We start from the raw sequence: 17,332 nt of genomic DNA, 5'->3' as shown, positions 1-17,332 counted from the left end.
GTCAGAGCGTCGCGCCCAGGTGCCAGGGCACGAATTCATTGTCACCGTAGCCGAACAGCTCGCTTTTGGTTTTCTTGCCGGACGCCGTATCGATGATCAGATCGAAGATCGCGCGCCCCATTCCGGCGATCGTTGCATCGCCCGTGGCAATCACGCCGCAATCGATGTCCATGTCCTCTTCCATGGCGCGGTAGAGCGCCGTGTTGCTCGTCAGCTTGATCGACGGGCACGGACGCGAGCCGAAACAGCTGCCGCGGCCGGTCGTAAACGTGATGACATTGGCGCCACCCGCGACCTGCCCCGTCGCCGAGACCGGGTCGTAACCGGGCGTGTCCATGAACACGAGGCCGTGTTCCGTCACCCGCTCGGCATAATGATAGACCGCCGTCAGCGGTGACCGGCCGCCCTTGGCGACGGCACCGAGCGACTTTTCAAGGATGGTCGTCAGACCGCCGCGCTTGTTGCCCGGCGAAGGATTGTTGTCGAGCGAGGCACCATGCATGGCAACATAGTCTTCCCACCAGGAAATCAGCCCGTCGAGCTTTTCAGCAACGCTATCGTCGACGGCCCGGCTGCGCAGCAGATGCTCAGCACCATAGATTTCCGAGGTTTCCGACAGGATGGCCGTGCCGCCGGCACCGGCGAGAATATCGACAGCGACGCCCAGAGCCGGATTGGCCGTGATACCGGAAAGTCCATCCGAACCGCCGCATTGCAGCCCGACGATAATTTCGCTGACCGAAATCGGGATGCGCTTGGCCGTTCCAACTTCTTGCGCGATCTCCTCGAGCACGCCGAGCGCCCGGGCCACCGCACGGCGTGAACCGCCGGCGTCCTGAATGTTGAAATGGCGTTTTCCGGCACCAGCACCCGATTGGCCATAAAGCGTCAGCTGGTTGACCTCGCAGCCAAGACCGACCATCAGAACGCCGCCGAAATTCACATGGCGCGTGTAGCCGGCGAGCGTCCGGTGCAGGTTCTTCATGCCGTCGCCGGTCGAACTCATGCCGCAGCCCTGATCGTGAACGATCGGCACGAAACCGTCGATACCGTCGTAGCGCGGCAGGATGACCTTGTTGGCCTCCTCGGCGATCGCCCGGCAAACGGTGGTGGAACAGTTGACGCTGGCAATGATGCCGATGAAATTTCGGGTCGCGGCGCGGCCATCGGCGCGGCGATAGCCCAGGAAAGTGCGGGCCTTGTCGGCAACGCTTGCCGCTTCCGGCGGCACCGGCGCACCGATCGACAGTCGGTCCTGATCGAAGGCCAGATTGTGCGAATGAACATGATCGCCCGGAGCGATCTCCGCCGTCGCGCGGCCGATCGCCTGGCCGTATTTCACCACCGGTTCGCCGATATGGACCGGATGAATCGCCACCTTGTGACCCGGCTCAATTCTGGCTGCGGCGCGAACACCGCCCGGTAGCTCACCGCCAGGCCCGATAGCGAGCGACGCGACGGCGACATTGTCGTCCGGCGACAAAACGATGAAGGAAGGTGCGGTCACCCTTGTAATCTCCCTGGACAATTTTTATCCGAATGAGCCTTCTCATTCATTTTGTCTTTTATCCACAATAGACAGTTTGCCGTCAATGGGTATTATGCGCTTGTGGTGTGCAGCGAAAAGGCCGCGGCCGCGCCAAAATAAATTCAGGAACGAAACAACCATGGAACTGCAAAGCAAAGCCAGAGACAAGAGCGGGTGGACGGGATAGAGCACCGGCAAAACCTTGCCCGCTCGTCGGGCCCATAGAAACCCTCATCCGGTCGGTTACATCATGGCGAAACAGAATACCGTCTTCAAGGACGCCTTCAACCGCTGCCTCAAGCTGCTTGCGGAAACCTCGAGCCTGCCTTCGGAGCCGGAGCTTGGCACGACGCTCGGCGTCAGCCGCACCACCATCCGCGCCATCCTGACACGCATGGAAGAGCTGCAGCTGCTTGCCTGGGACAAGCGGACAAAGGTGGTTTTGCGCCAGCCGAAACCGGAAGACTATTACCCGCCGGAGGAAACCGATTCGCTGTCCGACATTATCGAGCGCAGTTTCATGCGCCGGATTCTGGCCGGCGGTGCCGAGCCCGGCATGCAGATCAACGAGCTGGAACTGGCGCGCGACATCGGCACCGGCACGACCAGCGTGCGCGAATTCCTCATACGCTTCAGCCGGTTCGGCCTGATCGAGAAACGGCCGAACAGCCACTGGATTCTAAAGGGTTTTACCCGTGAATTTGCACTGGAGCTGACGGAAGTGCGTGAAATGTTCGAGTTGCGCTCGGCCGCGAGCTTTGCGGCACTTGCGCCCGATCATCCGGCCTGGACCGATCTCGACCGGATTGAGGCCCTGCACCACGAAATCCTGGCCGATATCGACAATCGCTACAAGGAATTCTCCGAACTCGACGAACGCTTCCATCTTCTGGTGCACACGTCGTCCAGCAACCGGTTCATCGTCGATTTCTACGACATCATCACCATCGTCTTCCACTATCACTACCAGTGGAACAAGACGAACGCGCGCGAGCGCAACGCCCGCGCGCTCGAGGAACATCTCGATTACATCTCAGCCCTTCGCTCCCGCGATCCAGCACGCGTCGAGGCCGCCTGCCGCCGCCATTTAAAGTCGGCACGCGAAACCCTGCTCCAATCCATTCAATAGCCGGATTCATAAGCATCATGATCACGCCCATCGTCCAATTTGGAACCAGCCGTTTCCTGCAGGCTCATGCCGATCTCTTTGTCAGCGAGGCCCTGGAGAAGGGCGAGGCCATCGGCAAGATCACCATCGTTCAGACCACGGGCTCGGCGGAGCGCGCCGGACGCCTGACGGCGCTGGCGGCGCCGGAGGGTTTTCCGGTCATCACCCGCGGTCTCGTAGAGGGTGCCGAAATCGATCGTGCGCAACAGGTGACCAGCGTCGCCCGGGCCCTATCGGCGGCGGGCGACTGGGATGAGGTGAAGCGGATTGTGGCGACGGAAGCGGAGGTGCTGATCTCCAACACCGGCGATACCGGCTATGCAGTCGGCCCTGACGATCTCGTGACGGAAATTCCGGCCTCGTTTCCCGGCAAACTGCTGATCCTTCTGCACGGACGCTACCGCGCTGGCGGCAGGCCCCTGACGATCCTGCCCTGCGAGCTTGTTACGCGCAACGGAGATACGCTGAAGGGGGCCATGCTTGACCTTCAAGCAGAACGGATCGCCGATCAGGATTTCGGCGAATGGCTGTCGACCCGGGTCATCTGGGGTAACACTCTGGTGGACCGGATCGTCTCCGAGCCGCTGCAACCGGCCGGAGCGGTGGCGGAACCCTATGCCCTCTGGGCGATCGAGGCGCAGCCCGGGCTAAAACTTCCGTGCACCCATCCATCCATTCTGCTGGTCGATGATCTCTCCCCTTATGAGAAACTCAAGCTGCATATCCTCAATCTCGGCCACACTGTGCTTGCCGATCTCTGGCTGAAAGCCGGACGGCCGCAGGATGAAACCGTCAAAGCCATCCTGAAAGATCGCGACATTCTCGCAAAGCTGATGGATATCTATGAAACCGAGGTCCTTCCCGGCTTTGCTGCAAGGAACCTCGGTAGCGAAGCCAAGAGCTACGTGGCGCTGACGCTCGACCGGTTCGGCAATCCATTTCTGGACCACCGCATTCGCGATATCGCCAATCATCATGCCGAAAAAATCACCCGGCGGCTTGCCGATTTCAGAGCCTGGAGCCCGGATGTCGCCATGCCGAAGCTTGCGGCGATCATCGAGAACCGATGATCAGTAGCCGGAAACCGGCTTGGCGTCGTTTTTCCCACCGGACAGGAAATCGTCCCGCAACCGGGTCGTGGCGCTGACAAGAAGCGTCACATCCGTGCCGATTGCCATGAACGTCGCGCCCATCTTACGGTACATATGAGCCTGATCAAGGTTCAGCGTCATGATGCCGCGCGCCTTTCCAGCCTTGCCGATGCGATCGAACGCATCCTTGATCGCCGCCGTGACCTCCGGATGCCCCGGCTGGCCAAGATATCCCATATCTGCTGCCAGATCGGACGGACCAATGAACAGCCCATCGATCCCTTCAAGCGCTGCAATATCATCCAGGGCCGCCAAACCGGCACGGCTCTCGATCTGCACGATCAGGCAGATTTCGTCGTTGGCCGTTTCGAGATAGTCGGTGATCCGGCTAAATTGGGACGCGCGTCCGAGTGCAGCACCGACGCCGCGCACGCCATGCGGCGGATAACGCACGGCGCGCACCAGAGCCTGTGCCTCCTCGACACTTTCCACCATCGGGATCAACAGCGTCTGGGCGCCGGTATCGAGGATTTGCTTGATCAGCCAGGTTTCGCCGACGGGCAGCCGGACCATCGGATGGCTGCCGGAGCGGGCCACGGCCTGGATCTGTGCCGACAGAAGCGGGATATCGTTGGGCCCATGCTCACCATCGATCAGCAGCCAGTCATAACCGCTGCCCGAGACGATTTCCGCCGCATAGGGGCTTGCCAACGCGACCCAGAGACCCAGCTGAAAACGATCCTCGCGGATCGCGGCTTTGAAGGTATTTTTCAAGGCGGGCATGGCTGTCTCCTGCTGTCTTTACTGGTTTGTACCGGCAAACGAAAAAACCGGCCAGAGCTTATCCGGCCGGTTCTGTTCAAAACCCGGCCGGAAGACCAGCCCCGACTTGCACGTCAGGCAATGCCGCCGAGGCAGACATACTTGATCTCGGTGAATTCCTCGATGCCGTATTTCGAGCCCTCGCGCCCAAGCCCGGACAGCTTGACGCCGCCAAACGGCGCTTCGGCTGTTGAAATCAGGCCGGTATTGACGCCGACCATGCCGTATTCCAACGCTTCGGCAACCCGGAAGACGCGCGATAGATCCTTGGCGTAAAAATAGGATGCGAGACCGAACTCGGTATCGTTGGCCTGTTCGATGACATCCGATTCGCTTTTGAAGCGGAACAGCGGGGCCAGCGGGCCGAAGGTTTCTTCGCGGGCGACCGCCATGTCCTTGGTGACATCGGCCAGGATCGTCGCTTCGAAGAAAGTGCCGCCGAGCGGATGCGGCTTGCCGCCCTGCAGGATGCGCGCACCCTTCTTCACGGCGTCGGCAATGTGTTCCTCAACCTTGTTCAGCGCTGCCTTGTCGATCAGCGGGCCAAGGATCACACCTTCGTCGAAACCGTTGCCGGTCTTGAGCTTGCCGACAGCCGTTGCCAGCTTTTCGGCGAAGGCGTCGTAGACCCCGTCCTGAACGTAGATGCGGTTGGCGCAGACGCAGGTCTGGCCGTTATTGCGGTATTTGGCGATCAGTGCGCCTTCGACGGCGGCGTCGAGATCGGCGTCATCGAAAACGATGAAGGGTGCGTTGCCGCCGAGTTCCAGACCGAGTTTCTTGATGGTCGGTGCGCTCTGCTTGTACAGTTCGGTGCCGATTTCCGTCGAACCGGTAAAGGTCAGCTTGCGCACGGTCGGGTTGGAGGTCATTTCGCCGCCGATGGCCACGGCCGACCCGGTGATGACGCTGAACAGCCCCTTCGGCAGGCCGGCGCGCTCGGCCAGAACGGCGATCGCGATGGCCGAGAACGGCGTCTGCGAAGCCGGCTTCAAAACCATGGCGCAACCGGCAGCAAAGGCCGGGCCGGCCTTGCGGGTAATCATCGCGTTCGGGAAGTTCCACGGCGTGATTGCCGCGACGACGCCGATCGGCTGTTTCATCACCATGATGCGCTTGTCCGGCTGGTGACCGGGGATCATGTCGCCGTAGATGCGGCGGCCTTCCTCGGCAAACCATTCGATGAAGCTGGCGCCATAGACGATTTCGCCGGTCGCTTCTGCCAGCGGCTTGCCCTGCTCGAGCGTCAGGATGCGGCCGAGATCGTCCTTGTTCTCGATCATCAGGTCGTACCATTTGCGCAGCACGCCGCAGCGCTCCTTGGCGGTCTTTGCCGCCCAGCCCTTCTGCGCGATCCGTGCCGCCTCGATGGCTGCCTTGGTCTCAGGCGCGCCGAGCTTCGGCACGCGGCCGATGATTTCGCCAGTCGCCGGATTGTTCACGTCGATGGCGTTTTTCGGATCGGCCTCGATCCAGTTTCCGCCGACGAGCGCGGCCTGGCGAAACAGCGAAGGGTCTTTCAAGGTCACGGTCATCAGCAGCAAATCCTTTGCTTCGAAAAAATCTACAGAACTTATACAACTTTTTTCTGGCGTTCGACAATAACCCCACGCGCGGTTTTATCGTCGGTATCAGCCACATGATCGTGTCGGCCGGATCGTCGTCTTCATTTTGGAGACATTCCGTCGCCAATTCGCCGCCTATCCGACGTGTACGCGATCGCCATATACGGACTGTGTCCGTTTCAACGACCTCCCAAACTCCGGACCTCCGAGACAGGAATTTACCAATGGCAACCTCCAGCAACTACCGCCAGGCAGACTATCCCATCGAGCCGAGCTTTCTCAATCGCTGGTCTCCGCGCGCCTTCACGGGTGAGACCATTTCCGAAACCGAACTGCTGACGATCCTCGAAGCCGGCCGCTGGGCGCCTTCGGCTTACAATTCGCAGCCATGGCGCTTCGTCTATGCGCTGCGTGGCACCGAGCAATGGGACAGGATCTTCCCAATCCTCAACGAATTCAACCAGGGCTGGGCAAAATCCGCCTCTGCGCTCGTCATCATGATTTCGAAGACCCATTTTGCAGCACCGGGCACCACCGAGGAAAAGCCGTCCTATAGTCATAGCTTCGATACTGGCGCCGCCTGGGGCTCGCTTGCCCATCAGGCACAGCTGCTTGGCTTCCAGGCCCACGGCATGACCGGTCTTCATTTCGACAAGGCCATTGAAATACTCGGCATTCCCGATGGCTACCGCGTCGAGGCGGCAGCGGCCATCGGCCGTCTGGGCGACAAAACCCAACTGCCGGACTTCCTGCAGGCGCGCGAAACGCCAAGCCCGCGCCGCCCGCTTGCCGAAATTGCCTTCAACGGCACCTTCATCGCCGATTGAGCAGATAAAAAGAAAACCGCGCCTTCCAGATGGAAGGCGCGGTTTTCAATGAAGACGCGGCCGTGCCGCCTGTTTCAGATATCCAGGTTGGCGACGCTGAGCGCGTTTTCCTGGATGAAATCGCGCCGCGGCTCGACCTCGTCACCCATCAGGCGCGAGAACAGACCATCCGCATCGGTGGCGTCATGCACCCTCACCTGCAGCAGCGAGCGGACGTTCGGATCGAGCGTCGTTTCCCAGAGCTGTTCGGCATTCATCTCGCCCAGCCCCTTGTAACGCTGCATCGTCAGGCCCTTGCGGCCGCTGGCGAAGATGGCGTCGAGAAGGGCGCGCGGACCGCTGATTTCCAGCGTGCTGTCCTTGCGCCGCAGGACCGGCGGAATGCCGTAGATTTCTTTCAGACGCGGCGTCAGCTGATCGATATGGCGGGCATCGGACGACCCGATCAGGGCCATGTCCAGCGAGGCCACTTCCTTGACGCCGCGAACCATGCGCTCAAAGCGCAGGCCGCCGTCGCCGGCAACGACCGCAATCCAGCCACGCTCGGTTTCCTCGGCGATCAGGTCGAGCCGCTTGGCGACTTCGGCTGCCGTTGCTTCGGACTGGGCCTGATGGTTATTGAGTTCCGGATTGAGCGCACCGGCAATCGCTGCCTGCTCGACGACCGAACGGCTGTAGCGCGAATGCAGCCCCTCGACCAGCGAACGCAGACGCAGCGCATCGAGGATGACTTCGCGCAGATCCTGGCCGACCCGGACTTCGCCGGAGCCGAGTTCAAGGGCGGCATCTTCGAGACCCATGGAGATCAGGTACTCTTCCAGTGCCTTTTCGTCCTTCAGATATTGCGCAGACTTGCCGCGCGCTACCTTGTAGAGCGGCGGCTGGGCAATATAGAGATGGCCGCGCTCGATCAGTTCCGGCATCTGGCGGAAGAAGAACGTCAAAAGCAGCGTGCGAATATGGGCACCATCGACGTCAGCATCGGTCATGATGATGATCTTGTGATAGCGCAGCTTTTCCGGATTGAACTCGTCCTTGCCGATCGATGTGCCGAGTGCCGTGATCAGCGTACCGATTTCCTGGCTGGACAGCATCTTGTCGAAACGCGCGCGCTCGACGTTCAGAATTTTACCGCGCAGCGGCAGGATCGCCTGATTTTCGCGGGAACGGCCCTGCTTGGCCGAACCGCCGGCGGAATCCCCTTCCACCAGGAAGAGCTCGGATTTTGCCGGATCGCGCTCGGAGCAGTCGGCAAGCTTGCCGGGCAGCGAGGAAATGTCGAGCGCGCCCTTGCGGCGGGTCAGTTCGCGTGCCTTGCGGGCGGCTTCGCGGGCAGCGGCCGCTTCCACGACCTTTCCGACGAGGATTTTCGCGTCGCCCGGATGTTCTTCGAGCCAGACACTCAGGGCTTCGTTAACGAGGCTTTCGACGACCGGGCGGACTTCCGAGGAGACCAGCTTGTCCTTGGTCTGCGAGGAAAATTTCGGATCCGGTACCTTGACCGAAAGCACCGCCGTCAAGCCTTCGCGGCAATCCTCGCCGGTCAGCGAAACCTTTTCCTTCTTCATGATGCCGGAGCTGTCGCCATACGAAATGATCTGGCGGGTCAGCGCCCCGCGGAAGCCGGCCATATGCGTGCCGCCATCGCGCTGCGGGATGTTGTTGGTGAAGCAGAGGACGTTCTCGTGATAGCTGTCGTTCCACCACATCGCGACTTCGACGGTGATGCCGTCCTTTTCGCCGCGGATCGCAACCGGCTTGGAAACCAGCGGCTTCTTGGCGCGGTCGAGATAGGCGACGAAGGCTTCGAGGCCGCCGTCATAGATCATCTCGGTTTCGCGAATATCGGAATGCCGCTTGTCGGTGAGAAGGATGCGAACGCCCGAATTGAGGAAGGCGAGTTCGCGCAGGCGATGCTCCAGCGTTCCGTAGTCGAAGTCGATCATCGTGAAGGTTTCGGTGCTCGGCAGGAAGGTCACTTCCGTGCCGGTCTCGCCATTGCTGTCGCCGATGACGGCGAGCGGCGCATCCGCAACGCCATGGGTGAAGTTGATCTCGTGAATCTTGCCCTGACGCTTGATCTTGAGCTTCAGCTTGACCGATAGCGCGTTGACGACCGAAACGCCGACGCCGTGCAGACCACCGGAAACCTTGTAGGAATTCTGGTCGAATTTTCCGCCGGCATGCAGCTGCGTCATGATCACTTCGGCAGCCGAGATGCCTTCGCCGGTGTGAATGTCGGTCGGAATGCCGCGGCCGTTGTCGGTGACCGTCACCGAACCGTCGGGGTTCAATGACACGGTGACGATGTCGGCATGGCCAGCCAGCGCTTCGTCGATCGCATTGTCGACGACTTCGTAGACCATGTGATGCAGGCCCGAGCCATCGTCAGTGTCGCCGATATACATGCCCGGCCGCTTGCGGACGGCATCAAGGCCCTTCAGAACCTTAATGGAATCGGCACCATATTCGGCGCTTGCGCCGGCTTCGGTTTCAGGCAAATCGGTCATTCGGCTATAGGTCTTTCCAGGTTACGATGCCATGTCTTCGGGATCGGATTCCGTGCGAATCACCCCTCGATGGCGCTCCCCGAATATAGGGATTTTGTCCATAGTTCCAAATCCCATGCAGCCTGAAAGCGGCAGAAATCAGGGGATCGTCAGAGTTCCTTATCAGGAAAGCGGGCTTTTTCCAAAACATCTTCCAGGATACGGATGGTTTCGCCGGATAAGGTGCGAATACGGCCCGCAAGGCGATTGGCAAAGGCCGTGTGCGTCGACGGCAGACCGGATGTATCCAGCACCACTTTGGGATCCGAAAGGGCTGCCAAGCCGAACAGTTCGTCGGCATCGTCCCAGATGACATTGAAATATCCGGCGACCCTTTGCAGGAATTCAAAGCTCGGAGCACCGCGTTTTCCGTGCTCCAGGGCCGAGAGATAGGCAGGCGATACGCCGATCGCCGCCGCCATCTGTTTCTGCGAGACACCCTTTTTCTGCCGCAGCTGGCGCATCGCCTCTCCCAACGGAGTCATGGCGCCATGCCCTTTGGCCGTGATAGCCGGACGTAAAGCGCACCTTCGCCGCCGTGATTGCGGGCGGCAGGCTCGTAGGACGAAATCAGCATGCGGAATTCCGGCAGCGAAAACCACATCGGCACTGCCCGCTTGAGGGCACCGTCGCTGCCAAGCGACGTTCCCTTGCCGGTGATGACCAACACATGCCGCAAACCCCGGTCATAAGCCCGCATCAGGAAATGCAACAGCAGGCCATGCGCCTCGCTCTGGATCATGCCATGCAGATCGATCCGCGCCTCGATCGCCAGATGGCCTTTCGCGAGCTTGCGCTTCACCGGTTTTTCCAGCGGATGATGGATACGGGCAGGCCGTTTTGCGGCTTCCGGCGGAGCGCTGCCGAAGGCCTCAGTGAGCGACTTGCCCTCCTTGATCACCGGTACCGGCCGTTTTTCCGGCTCCGGCTCGGGTTTGGGCTCTTCAAATTCCGCAAGCTCGTCCATGCGTCCCGGCAGCGGGCGGGTGGTGCGGGCGACCTTGCCCCAAAGGATCCGGTCTTCGCTGGTGAGCTTCTTTGCCTTAACCATGGCCGTATCTTGCCGCCGCGGCCTTCGGGATGAAAATGAAAAAGTCGGCCTCGTTGCGCACGGCACCAGCCAGCCGTCCGGCCTCGTCGCCGGACCCGGTAAAGATATCGCCGCGCGCCGGGCCAACGATGGCCGAGCCGGTATCGAGCGCCAGCATCAGCCGGCGGAAGGGACGGCCGCCCTCAATGGAGGTCAGGCTGTCACTCGATATGAAAAAGGGAACGCCGAACGTGTGGATGAGCCGGTCGACCGCAAGCGATCGGCCGGGTTCCAGCGCAACTTTTGCGGCTGCGACCGGTCCAAGCCCGATATCACCGACATCGGCCTCGCGGAAAAAAATAAACGACCGATTGTGCCACAGCACTTCGTCGGCTTCGTCCGGATGATCGTCAAGCCATTGCTTGATCGTCTGCATCGACACTGTCGCTGCATCGATCTTGCCGCGTTCGATCAGAAGCTTGCCGGTGGCGGAAAAATAATGACCGGTCTTGGCTGCATAGGTCACCCGCTTCATCGAACCATCGGGAAAGACCAGCCGGGCAGCGCCTTGAACATGGGCGAAGAACACATCGGTCTTCGATTGGGCATAGGCGATCTCCAGCCCGCGGCCGGCAAGATAGCCCTGCTCGATGGCCTTGCGGTCCGGATATTCGCTGATCGTGCCGTCCTTTTGCTGAGCAAAGGCAAAATAGGGATCCATGCCCTGGGGACGGTTGCTGTCATCGATATCGACGAGATCGTCGGGGCGGCGATAGAAGGGAAACCTGAAGGTCTCATCCTTTATCGCGCTGACAAGAACCTCCGGCTCGAAAAAAGCGGTGACAAAACCCGGTTTGCCATCGTTGCGGACGATCTTGAACGGAACGAAATGGTCTTCGAAGAAGGCGCGCGCATTGCCGGCACCCTGCGGCCGGGTCTCTCTGGCCGCCTCATAGGCGGGCATCAGGTCGGCGGTGGAAATGCCAAGTGACGCCGTCTTGTGCGGCTTGACGTCGCTAACCTGGCGGCGGCAGCGCTCAAGCGCCGGCAAAAGCGATGATGGATCGTCGGCCTGCCAACCGGGAAGGTCGGAAAAATCGACCCGTTGCACATCGAAATCCATCGCCGCCAGTCCCGATCAGTTTTCCGATTCCGTCGCGATCAGCTTCCAGTTCGGATCGCGGGAACGGGTATCGCGCGAGAACGTCCAGAGATCATTGACCTCGGAGACCGCTTCGGCATCGCCATCGACGATCGCGCCGGCCTTGTCGTAGGTCGCCGAAATCAGCTGGCTGATGATGCGCAGCGTAATGTTGGCTTCGCTGTCCTTGATCTCGGCATGCACCATGTCGGCCTTCTCGATGCCGACGAAGGTCGACTTGACGACTTCGCCCTTGCTTTCGCGCTCGGAAATGGCGGCGTCGAAGCCTTCATAAACCTCGCGGGACAAAAGACCCTTGAGCGTCTTGCGGTCGCCGTCGGCGAAAGCCATGACGATCATCTCGTAGGCCATCTTGGCGCCATTGACGAATTCCTTCGGATCGAAGGCCGGGTCGGCGTCGGCCATCCGGCGCAGCGCGTCGTTCAGCGGCGTGCCGGCCTTGGTGAAGGCATCGATTTCGGCATAGCGGGACATATCTTCGCCGGCGCCATCGCGGCGTGGCAATTGCACCACCTTGCCGGACGCTTCAGGACCTTCGACCGTTTCGCGTGGCGAATAGGGATCGACCGGCGGACGCTCGTTGCCCGTCCGCTTGCCCAGGACACTGCGCAATTGGAGGAATATGATCACCGCGGCGACCAGGAAAAACAATGTGATGAAGTCGAAAGAGCCCATTTCCACCCAGAACCGCTGTTAATATGCCGTGCGATCATCCCATATAGTCTGCATGGCACGATCATTCAAATGGCTATATCACTTCTTTGCAATTGCCGGTTCGCCTGGAACTGGCGCATCTTACCTTTGAGTCAGCACAATGCGTTCCCTGATTATACCGATCCTCTTCCTTCTGATGCCGCTTGCAGAGATTGCAGCCTTCATTTTCGTGGGCCGCGAAATCGGTGTCGGCATGACGCTGCTTCTGGTTCTCGCCAGTGCGATTGCCGGCGCGGTGCTGCTGCGTATCCAGGGGTTGGGCGTCCTGCGGAAGATTCAACAGGCTTCGCAAGCCGGCACCGATCCCGGGCGGCAGCTGGTGCATGGCGTCATGATCGTGATTGCCGCCTTCCTGTTGATCATTCCAGGGTTCATCAGCGACATCATAGGACTGCTGCTCTTCATACCGGCTGTCAGGGATCTCGGCTGGTCCTTCGTCAAGAATCGCCTGACGATTGTCACGACCGGCATGGCCACCGGTGGGCGTGGCTTTTCTCGCAGGCCTGAGCCGGACCGCAACGCAGATCGCAGCGCCGGTCCTCAGGTGATCGACCTTGATGAGGACGAGTTTTCCCGCACCGATGGCCGGGGCCGTACCGATCCGAACGAGCGCGATCGCCTCAAGTGAACGGCGGCACCGGGTTGTAAGCCCGGATGCGAAATGCTAGATGCCTGACCAAATTTCATGTCCGAAGGAAATGCCCTTATGACCGATACCGCATCCCCGACAAACGGCGGCGCTGCCGAAAGCCCGTCCCTGAACATCCTGGCCCAGTACATCAAGGACCTTTCGTTTGAAAATCCGGGTGCGCCGCGTTCGCTTCAGGCGCGCGAAAAGGCTCCGGCAATCAACATCAATGTCAACGTCAACGCCAATCCGCTGTCGGATTCGGAATTCGACGTCATCCTGACGCTGAACGCAGAGGCCAAGGACGGCGACAAGATGCTGTTCAATGTCGAGCTGTCCTATGGCGGCGTCTTCCGCGTCACCGGCTTCCCGCAGGAACACATGCTGCCGCTGCTCTTCATCGAGTGCCCGCGCCTGCTCTTCCCGTTTGCCCGCCAGATCGTTTCCGACGCGACGCGCAACGGTGGCTTCCCGCCGCTGATGATCGATCCGATCGATTTCGCCCAGATGTTCACCCAGCGCATGGCTGAGGAAAAGGTTCGCTCGCAGGTTTCGACGACCGCGAACTGATCCGGATTAGCCTGGATGTGATTGTTTCAATGCCCGGTCCCTGACCGGGCATTTTCATTTGATGGCGTCGTATCTGGCCCAGATGGCTTTCGCGCCCATCTTGACGACAAGCGCCGTGTGGGCTGCCTCTTCTTCCGCGGTCAAGCGGGAGCCAAGCGGATGCGGCCTTTGACCGCTCACCACGATGACATCATCCACCTCCGATGCCTGACCGCGATTGTCGCTGGAGTGCAGACCGAACGTCGTCTGCCGGCCGCCGATCAGCTCGATATAGACTTCCGCCAAAAGTTCGGAGTCGAGCAGCGCGCCGTGCTTCGTGCGGTGCGAATTGTCGACGCCGTAGCGCCGGCAAAGCGCGTCGAGCGAGTTCGGACCCATCGGGTGTTTGCGGCGAGCGAGAGCCAGCGTATCCGTGACGAGATCATTGGTGATCGCCGGCAGGCCGAGCCGGGCAAACTCGGCGTTCATGAAGCCCATATCGAAGGTGGCGTTGTGCGCCACCCATCGGGCGTCGCCGAAAAATGCGAGCAACTCATCGACGATGCCGGCAAAGTTCGGCTTGTCCTTCAGCGACTCATCCGAGATGCCATGGACCGCCAGAGCGTCCGGATGAACCTTGCGGTCGCCGGGGTTGATGTAGACATGGAACGACCGTCCAGTCGGGAAATGATTGTCGAGTTCGATACCACCGATTTCGATGACCCGGTCCAGCTTGTTATCGAGACCTGTCGTTTCCGTATCGAAGATGATTTCGCGCATCATGGCCTCTTCTGGCTGGTGAGCGTCTGGACGATCGCCGCGACTTGGCTGCGGGTCGAATCAAGCGCGTGGCTCGTATCGATGATGTAGTTCGCTTTCGCACGTTTTTCCTGATCGGGAACCTGGCGGGAGAGGATGAGGGCGAATTTTTCCTCCGTCATCCCCGGCCTTTTCAGCACCCGCTCCTTTTGTATCTCCGGATCGCAGGTGACGACGGCGACCGCATCGACCCGGCCCTCAGCCTTTGTCTCGAACAGAAGCGGGATATCGAGCACGACAAGCGGTGCGCCTGCATCACGATTGCGCTGAAGAAACACCCGCTCCTTTTCGCGCACCAGCGGATGGACGATGGCCTCAAGCGTCTTGAACAAGGACGGATCGTTGGCCAGTTGCCGGGAGAGTTCCGCCCTGTCGACGCTGCCCGTCTTCGTCGTCCCCGGAAACGCCGCTTCGATCGGTGCCACGGCTTCGCCTTGATAGAGCGCGTGCACGGCCGCATCGGCATCGTTCACCGGTACGCCCATCTCCGCAAACATCTTGGCGGTGGTCGATTTGCCCATGCCGATCGATCCGGTGAGCCCAAGGATGATCATGCGTGGCTCGCCATTTCGTCGATGATGATCTGGCGCAAAACCGCGTCGACAGTCGGCCTTTTGCCGAACCATTTTTCAAAACCGGGTGCTGCCTGGTGCAACAACATTCCAAGGCCGTCAACCGTAGCAAAACCCTGCGCTTCGGCTTGCGCTAGGATCGGTGTTTTCAACGGTACATAAACAATGTCCGTCACGGTGCTGCCGGACGCCATGACGGTGAAGTCAATCTCCGGTACCGCTGACCCGTCCATTCCGAGCGACGTCGTATTGATAAAGAGCCCGGCGTCTTTCATTACCTCCGGCAGTGCCTCCATCGGCTGCGCGTGGACTGCCGGGCCGAAGCGGTCGGCCAGTTCCTGGGCGCGAGCGGCCGTGCGGTTGACGACATGGATCGTCTTGACGCCGCGATCGCGGACTGCCTGGATCACCGCGCGGCTGGCGCCGCCGGCACCAAGCACAATCGCGGTCTGACAATTGTCCCAACCGGGTGCCCGTTCATCGAGATTGGCAGTGAAGCCATGGCCGTCCGTGTTGGTCGCATGCACCAGGCCATTCTCCACCCACAGGGTGTTGGCTGCACCGAGTTCGGTGCTCAACCGGTCCGGCCGGTCGGACAATGCGAAAGCGAGTTCCTTATGCGGTATCGTCACATTGCCGCCCGTAAAACCCGATTGTCCGCTTTTGAGTGAAGCGATGAAATCGGGAAAAGCCTCCGGGGAAACCTCCATTGCGCGGTAGCTTCCCTCCAGACCCAGCTGTTTCAGCCAGTATCCGTGGATCAGCGGCGAGCGTGAATGCTTGATCGGATAGCCCGTGACGAAGGCGTGGTTAACAAATGTTTCACGTGAATCACGCATCGATCACCTTCAGTTCCCTGAGTTTTGCAAGCAGCGGCAGCATCGGAAGTCCGAGGATCGTGAAATAATCGCCGTCGATTTTCTCGAACAGCTGGATCCCCTCGCCCTCCAGCTGGTAGGCGCCGACGCTCGATAGGGCCTTTGTCCCGACCCGCAAGAGATGAGCCTCGATAAACGCGGCGCTCAAGGTTCTGACCGACATCCGGGCCGAAGACACATGCCGCCAAAGCACCGCATCGCCCCGCGTCAGAACAATGCCGCTGTTCAGTTGATGAACCTGCCCGGACAGCGACAGCAGATGGTCACGCGCCTCGTCCATGTTCCGCGGCTTGTGATAAACCCGCGCGCCGAGTGACATGGTCTGGTCCGAGCCGATGATAATATCGGCCGGGAATGCAGTTCCGACATTCCTGGCCTTGGCTTCGGCAAGAATGAGCGCGACCTCTTCCGGAGCCACACCCTGCTGCTCGGCCTGACTTTCGATCGCCCGTTCGTCGATTTCGGCGGCCCTCGCCTGAAAAGAGATACCGGCATTTTCCAAAAGCATGCGCCGGAACGGGCTCGCTGACGCGAGGACAAGAGTGCCTGCCATTGTCGTCCTAACCTAATTGAACAGGATCGCCTTAGCGCAGCCGGGGCCTCAGGGCAACGATTGCGGCTGCCGTTTCCTCGATCGAGCGGCGCGTCACATCGATCATCGGCCAGTTGTTACGCGCACAAAGCGATCGTGCATATTTCAGTTCCTCCGCAATCGAGGCACGGTCGACATATTCCTCCGCATGATAACTATGCGATGCCGTGCCCAGAACGCGGTTCTGACGGACCTGTGAAATGCGGTCCGCCGTGGCGATCAGGCCGACTATCAGCGGCCTGGTTGCCTGCATCAGCCGGTCCGGCAGGGAGACGCCCGGCACGATCGGGATGTTGGCGGTCTTGATGCCGCGATTGGCAAGATAGATGCTTGTCGGCGTTTTCGAGGTCCGGCTGATACCGATCAGCACGACATCCGCGTCGTTGAAATCGGCCGGCAATTGCCCGTCGTCATGATCCATCGTGAAGTTCAGCGCATCGATGCGCGCGAAATAATCGGCGTCCATTACATGCTGCGCGCCTGAGCGCCGCCGCGACGTTGCGCCCAGATAGGACTGGAAGAGGTCGATGATCGGTTCCAGCACCGAAACGCAAGGCAGGCCCATCTCCTTGCAGGTTACGTTGATAATGTCGGCAAGCTCGCGATCGACGATCGTATAGAGCACGATCCCGGGCGCACCATCCACCGCCTCCATCACTTGCATCAGCTGCTTGCGGTTGCGGATCAGCGGATAGACATGTTCGAGCGCATGCGCCGACTGGAATTGGGACGCCGCAGCCCTGCCCGCGGCGATCAGCGTTTCGCCGGTCGAATCGGAGATCAAGTGCAGGTGGAAATAGTTTTTCTGATTCTCCACGCTATTCTCCGAGGGCTGTTG

18 protein-coding genes are annotated in these 17,332 nt (G+C 60.3%); 5 read left to right on the top strand and 13 right to left on the bottom strand.

The window, feature by feature from the left end; translation table 11 throughout:
• Position 1: 1 nt before the first annotated feature.
• The gene (locus tag AC1D17_RS07215) at positions 2 to 1,507 is read right to left on the bottom strand and encodes a UxaA family hydrolase (RefSeq protein WP_477564723.1); all 1,506 of its coding nucleotides are present in this window, start codon (positions 1,505 to 1,507) and stop codon (positions 2 to 4) included.
• A 271-nt stretch (positions 1,508 to 1,778) separates the two neighbouring features.
• On the opposite strand from AC1D17_RS07215, the gene AC1D17_RS07210 reads away from it, so the two are divergent.
• Both AC1D17_RS07210 and AC1D17_RS07205 read left to right on the top strand, forming a co-directional pair.
• Positions 1,779 to 2,657, top strand: a complete 879-nt coding sequence (locus AC1D17_RS07210; protein ID WP_477564722.1) for a GntR family transcriptional regulator — start codon at positions 1,779 to 1,781, stop codon at positions 2,655 to 2,657.
• 17 nt (positions 2,658 to 2,674) lie between these two features.
• Positions 2,675 to 3,766 (top strand): mannitol dehydrogenase family protein, encoded by a 1,092-nt coding sequence (locus AC1D17_RS07205; protein WP_477564721.1) that lies wholly within the window; start codon positions 2,675 to 2,677, stop codon positions 3,764 to 3,766.
• Here AC1D17_RS07205 and AC1D17_RS07200 read toward each other — a convergent pair whose 3' ends face one another.
• Together AC1D17_RS07200 and gabD are read right to left on the bottom strand one after the other, a co-directional pair.
• The gene (locus tag AC1D17_RS07200) at positions 3,767 to 4,570 is read right to left on the bottom strand and encodes an aldolase/citrate lyase family protein (protein ID WP_477564720.1); all 804 of its coding nucleotides are present in this window, start codon (positions 4,568 to 4,570) and stop codon (positions 3,767 to 3,769) included. It abuts the gene before it with no gap.
• Between the two features lie 113 nt (positions 4,571 to 4,683).
• Positions 4,684 to 6,138 carry an NADP-dependent succinate-semialdehyde dehydrogenase gene (gene gabD, locus AC1D17_RS07195; protein WP_477564746.1) on the bottom strand — a complete coding sequence of 485 codons (1,455 nt, stop codon included), beginning with the start codon at positions 6,136 to 6,138 and terminating at the stop codon, positions 4,684 to 4,686.
• Between the two features lie 260 nt (positions 6,139 to 6,398).
• Between gabD and AC1D17_RS07190 the strand changes: the two genes are divergently transcribed.
• Positions 6,399 to 7,001, top strand: coding sequence for a nitroreductase family protein (locus tag AC1D17_RS07190; protein ID WP_477564719.1), 603 nt, complete (start codon positions 6,399 to 6,401; stop codon positions 6,999 to 7,001).
• Between the two features lie 74 nt (positions 7,002 to 7,075).
• Here AC1D17_RS07190 and gyrB read toward each other — a convergent pair whose 3' ends face one another.
• The 5 genes from gyrB to AC1D17_RS07165 all read right to left on the bottom strand — a co-directional run bounded on the left by gyrB (position 7,076) and on the right by AC1D17_RS07165 (position 12,417).
• Positions 7,076 to 9,511, bottom strand: coding sequence for a DNA topoisomerase (ATP-hydrolyzing) subunit B (gyrB, locus tag AC1D17_RS07185; RefSeq protein WP_477564718.1), 2,436 nt, complete (start codon positions 9,509 to 9,511; stop codon positions 7,076 to 7,078).
• Positions 9,512 to 9,660: 149 nt separating this feature from the next.
• Positions 9,661 to 10,035, bottom strand: a complete 375-nt coding sequence (locus AC1D17_RS07180; protein WP_477564717.1) for a helix-turn-helix domain-containing protein — start codon at positions 10,033 to 10,035, stop codon at positions 9,661 to 9,663.
• Entirely contained in the window at positions 10,032 to 10,601 is a 570-nt protein-coding gene (locus tag AC1D17_RS07175; RefSeq protein ID WP_477564716.1) for a Smr/MutS family protein, read from the bottom strand. Before AC1D17_RS07175 ends, AC1D17_RS07180 begins: the two co-directional genes overlap by 4 nt.
• Positions 10,594 to 11,703, bottom strand: coding sequence for a murein transglycosylase A (gene mltA / locus AC1D17_RS07170; RefSeq protein ID WP_477564715.1), 1,110 nt, complete (start codon positions 11,701 to 11,703; stop codon positions 10,594 to 10,596). The genes AC1D17_RS07175 and mltA overlap by 8 nt, the downstream gene beginning before the upstream one ends.
• 15 nt (positions 11,704 to 11,718) lie before the next feature.
• Positions 11,719 to 12,417, bottom strand: coding sequence for a Tim44/TimA family putative adaptor protein (locus AC1D17_RS07165; protein WP_477564714.1), 699 nt, complete (start codon positions 12,415 to 12,417; stop codon positions 11,719 to 11,721).
• A gap of 139 nt (positions 12,418 to 12,556) precedes the next feature.
• Between AC1D17_RS07165 and AC1D17_RS07160 the strand changes: the two genes are divergently transcribed.
• Complete coding sequence (locus tag AC1D17_RS07160) at positions 12,557 to 13,084, top strand: FxsA family protein (RefSeq protein WP_477564713.1); 528 nt, start codon at positions 12,557 to 12,559, stop codon at positions 13,082 to 13,084.
• A 78-nt stretch (positions 13,085 to 13,162) separates the two neighbouring features.
• Positions 13,163 to 13,654 carry a protein-export chaperone SecB gene (gene secB, locus AC1D17_RS07155; RefSeq protein WP_477564712.1) on the top strand — a complete coding sequence of 164 codons (492 nt, stop codon included), beginning with the start codon at positions 13,163 to 13,165 and terminating at the stop codon, positions 13,652 to 13,654.
• Between the two features lie 54 nt (positions 13,655 to 13,708).
• Here secB and dnaQ read toward each other — a convergent pair whose 3' ends face one another.
• Genes dnaQ through AC1D17_RS07130 form a run of 5 tightly spaced genes read right to left on the bottom strand, consistent with a single transcriptional unit; the run spans position 13,709 to position 17,311 of the window.
• Positions 13,709 to 14,413 (bottom strand): DNA polymerase III subunit epsilon, encoded by a 705-nt coding sequence (gene dnaQ / locus AC1D17_RS07150; protein WP_477564745.1) that lies wholly within the window; start codon positions 14,411 to 14,413, stop codon positions 13,709 to 13,711.
• Complete coding sequence (gene coaE / locus AC1D17_RS07145) at positions 14,413 to 15,006, bottom strand: dephospho-CoA kinase (RefSeq protein ID WP_477564711.1); 594 nt, start codon at positions 15,004 to 15,006, stop codon at positions 14,413 to 14,415. Before coaE ends, dnaQ begins: the two co-directional genes overlap by 1 nt.
• Positions 15,003 to 15,863: a shikimate dehydrogenase gene (locus tag AC1D17_RS07140; protein WP_477564710.1), complete on the bottom strand. Its 861-nt coding sequence runs from the start codon at positions 15,861 to 15,863 to the stop codon at positions 15,003 to 15,005. The genes coaE and AC1D17_RS07140 overlap by 4 nt, the downstream gene beginning before the upstream one ends.
• Complete coding sequence (locus AC1D17_RS07135; RefSeq protein ID WP_477564709.1) at positions 15,856 to 16,455, bottom strand: Maf-like protein; 600 nt, start codon at positions 16,453 to 16,455, stop codon at positions 15,856 to 15,858. Before AC1D17_RS07135 ends, AC1D17_RS07140 begins: the two co-directional genes overlap by 8 nt.
• A 31-nt stretch (positions 16,456 to 16,486) precedes the next feature.
• Positions 16,487 to 17,311 carry a pyruvate, water dikinase regulatory protein gene (locus AC1D17_RS07130; RefSeq protein ID WP_477564708.1) on the bottom strand — a complete coding sequence of 275 codons (825 nt, stop codon included), beginning with the start codon at positions 17,309 to 17,311 and terminating at the stop codon, positions 16,487 to 16,489.
• Positions 17,312 to 17,332: the final 21 nt, after the last annotated feature.

The sequence above is a fragment of the Pararhizobium sp. P1_E7 genome, assembly GCF_056405855.1.
Note: the sequence above shows the minus strand (reverse complement) of the source record. Positions and strands in the feature narration are given on the sequence as shown.

What these genes read in the sequence shown, in the direction of transcription:
- AC1D17_RS07165 (WP_477564714.1), bottom strand. Translation starts at nt 12,417, where the DNA reads ATGGGCTCTTTCGACTTCATCACATTGTTTTTCCTGGTCGCCGCGGTG.
- mltA (WP_477564715.1), bottom strand. Translation starts at nt 11,703, where the DNA reads ATGGATTTCGATGTGCAACGGGTCGATTTTTCCGACCTTCCCGGTTGG.
- gyrB (WP_477564718.1), bottom strand. Translation starts at nt 9,511, where the DNA reads ATGACCGATTTGCCTGAAACCGAAGCCGGCGCAAGCGCCGAATATGGT.
- AC1D17_RS07180 (WP_477564717.1), bottom strand. Translation starts at nt 10,035, where the DNA reads ATGACTCCGTTGGGAGAGGCGATGCGCCAGCTGCGGCAGAAAAAGGGT.
- AC1D17_RS07175 (WP_477564716.1), bottom strand. Translation starts at nt 10,601, where the DNA reads ATGGTTAAGGCAAAGAAGCTCACCAGCGAAGACCGGATCCTTTGGGGC.
- AC1D17_RS07190 (WP_477564719.1), top strand. Translation starts at nt 6,399, where the DNA reads ATGGCAACCTCCAGCAACTACCGCCAGGCAGACTATCCCATCGAGCCG.
- AC1D17_RS07200 (WP_477564720.1), bottom strand. Translation starts at nt 4,570, where the DNA reads ATGCCCGCCTTGAAAAATACCTTCAAAGCCGCGATCCGCGAGGATCGT.
- AC1D17_RS07160 (WP_477564713.1), top strand. Translation starts at nt 12,557, where the DNA reads ATGCGTTCCCTGATTATACCGATCCTCTTCCTTCTGATGCCGCTTGCA.
- AC1D17_RS07205 (WP_477564721.1), top strand. Translation starts at nt 2,675, where the DNA reads ATGATCACGCCCATCGTCCAATTTGGAACCAGCCGTTTCCTGCAGGCT.
- AC1D17_RS07135 (WP_477564709.1), bottom strand. Translation starts at nt 16,455, where the DNA reads ATGGCAGGCACTCTTGTCCTCGCGTCAGCGAGCCCGTTCCGGCGCATG.
- AC1D17_RS07210 (WP_477564722.1), top strand. Translation starts at nt 1,779, where the DNA reads ATGGCGAAACAGAATACCGTCTTCAAGGACGCCTTCAACCGCTGCCTC.
- coaE (WP_477564711.1), bottom strand. Translation starts at nt 15,006, where the DNA reads ATGATCATCCTTGGGCTCACCGGATCGATCGGCATGGGCAAATCGACC.
- AC1D17_RS07140 (WP_477564710.1), bottom strand. Translation starts at nt 15,863, where the DNA reads ATGCGTGATTCACGTGAAACATTTGTTAACCACGCCTTCGTCACGGGC.
- secB (WP_477564712.1), top strand. Translation starts at nt 13,163, where the DNA reads ATGACCGATACCGCATCCCCGACAAACGGCGGCGCTGCCGAAAGCCCG.
- dnaQ (WP_477564745.1), bottom strand. Translation starts at nt 14,413, where the DNA reads ATGCGCGAAATCATCTTCGATACGGAAACGACAGGTCTCGATAACAAG.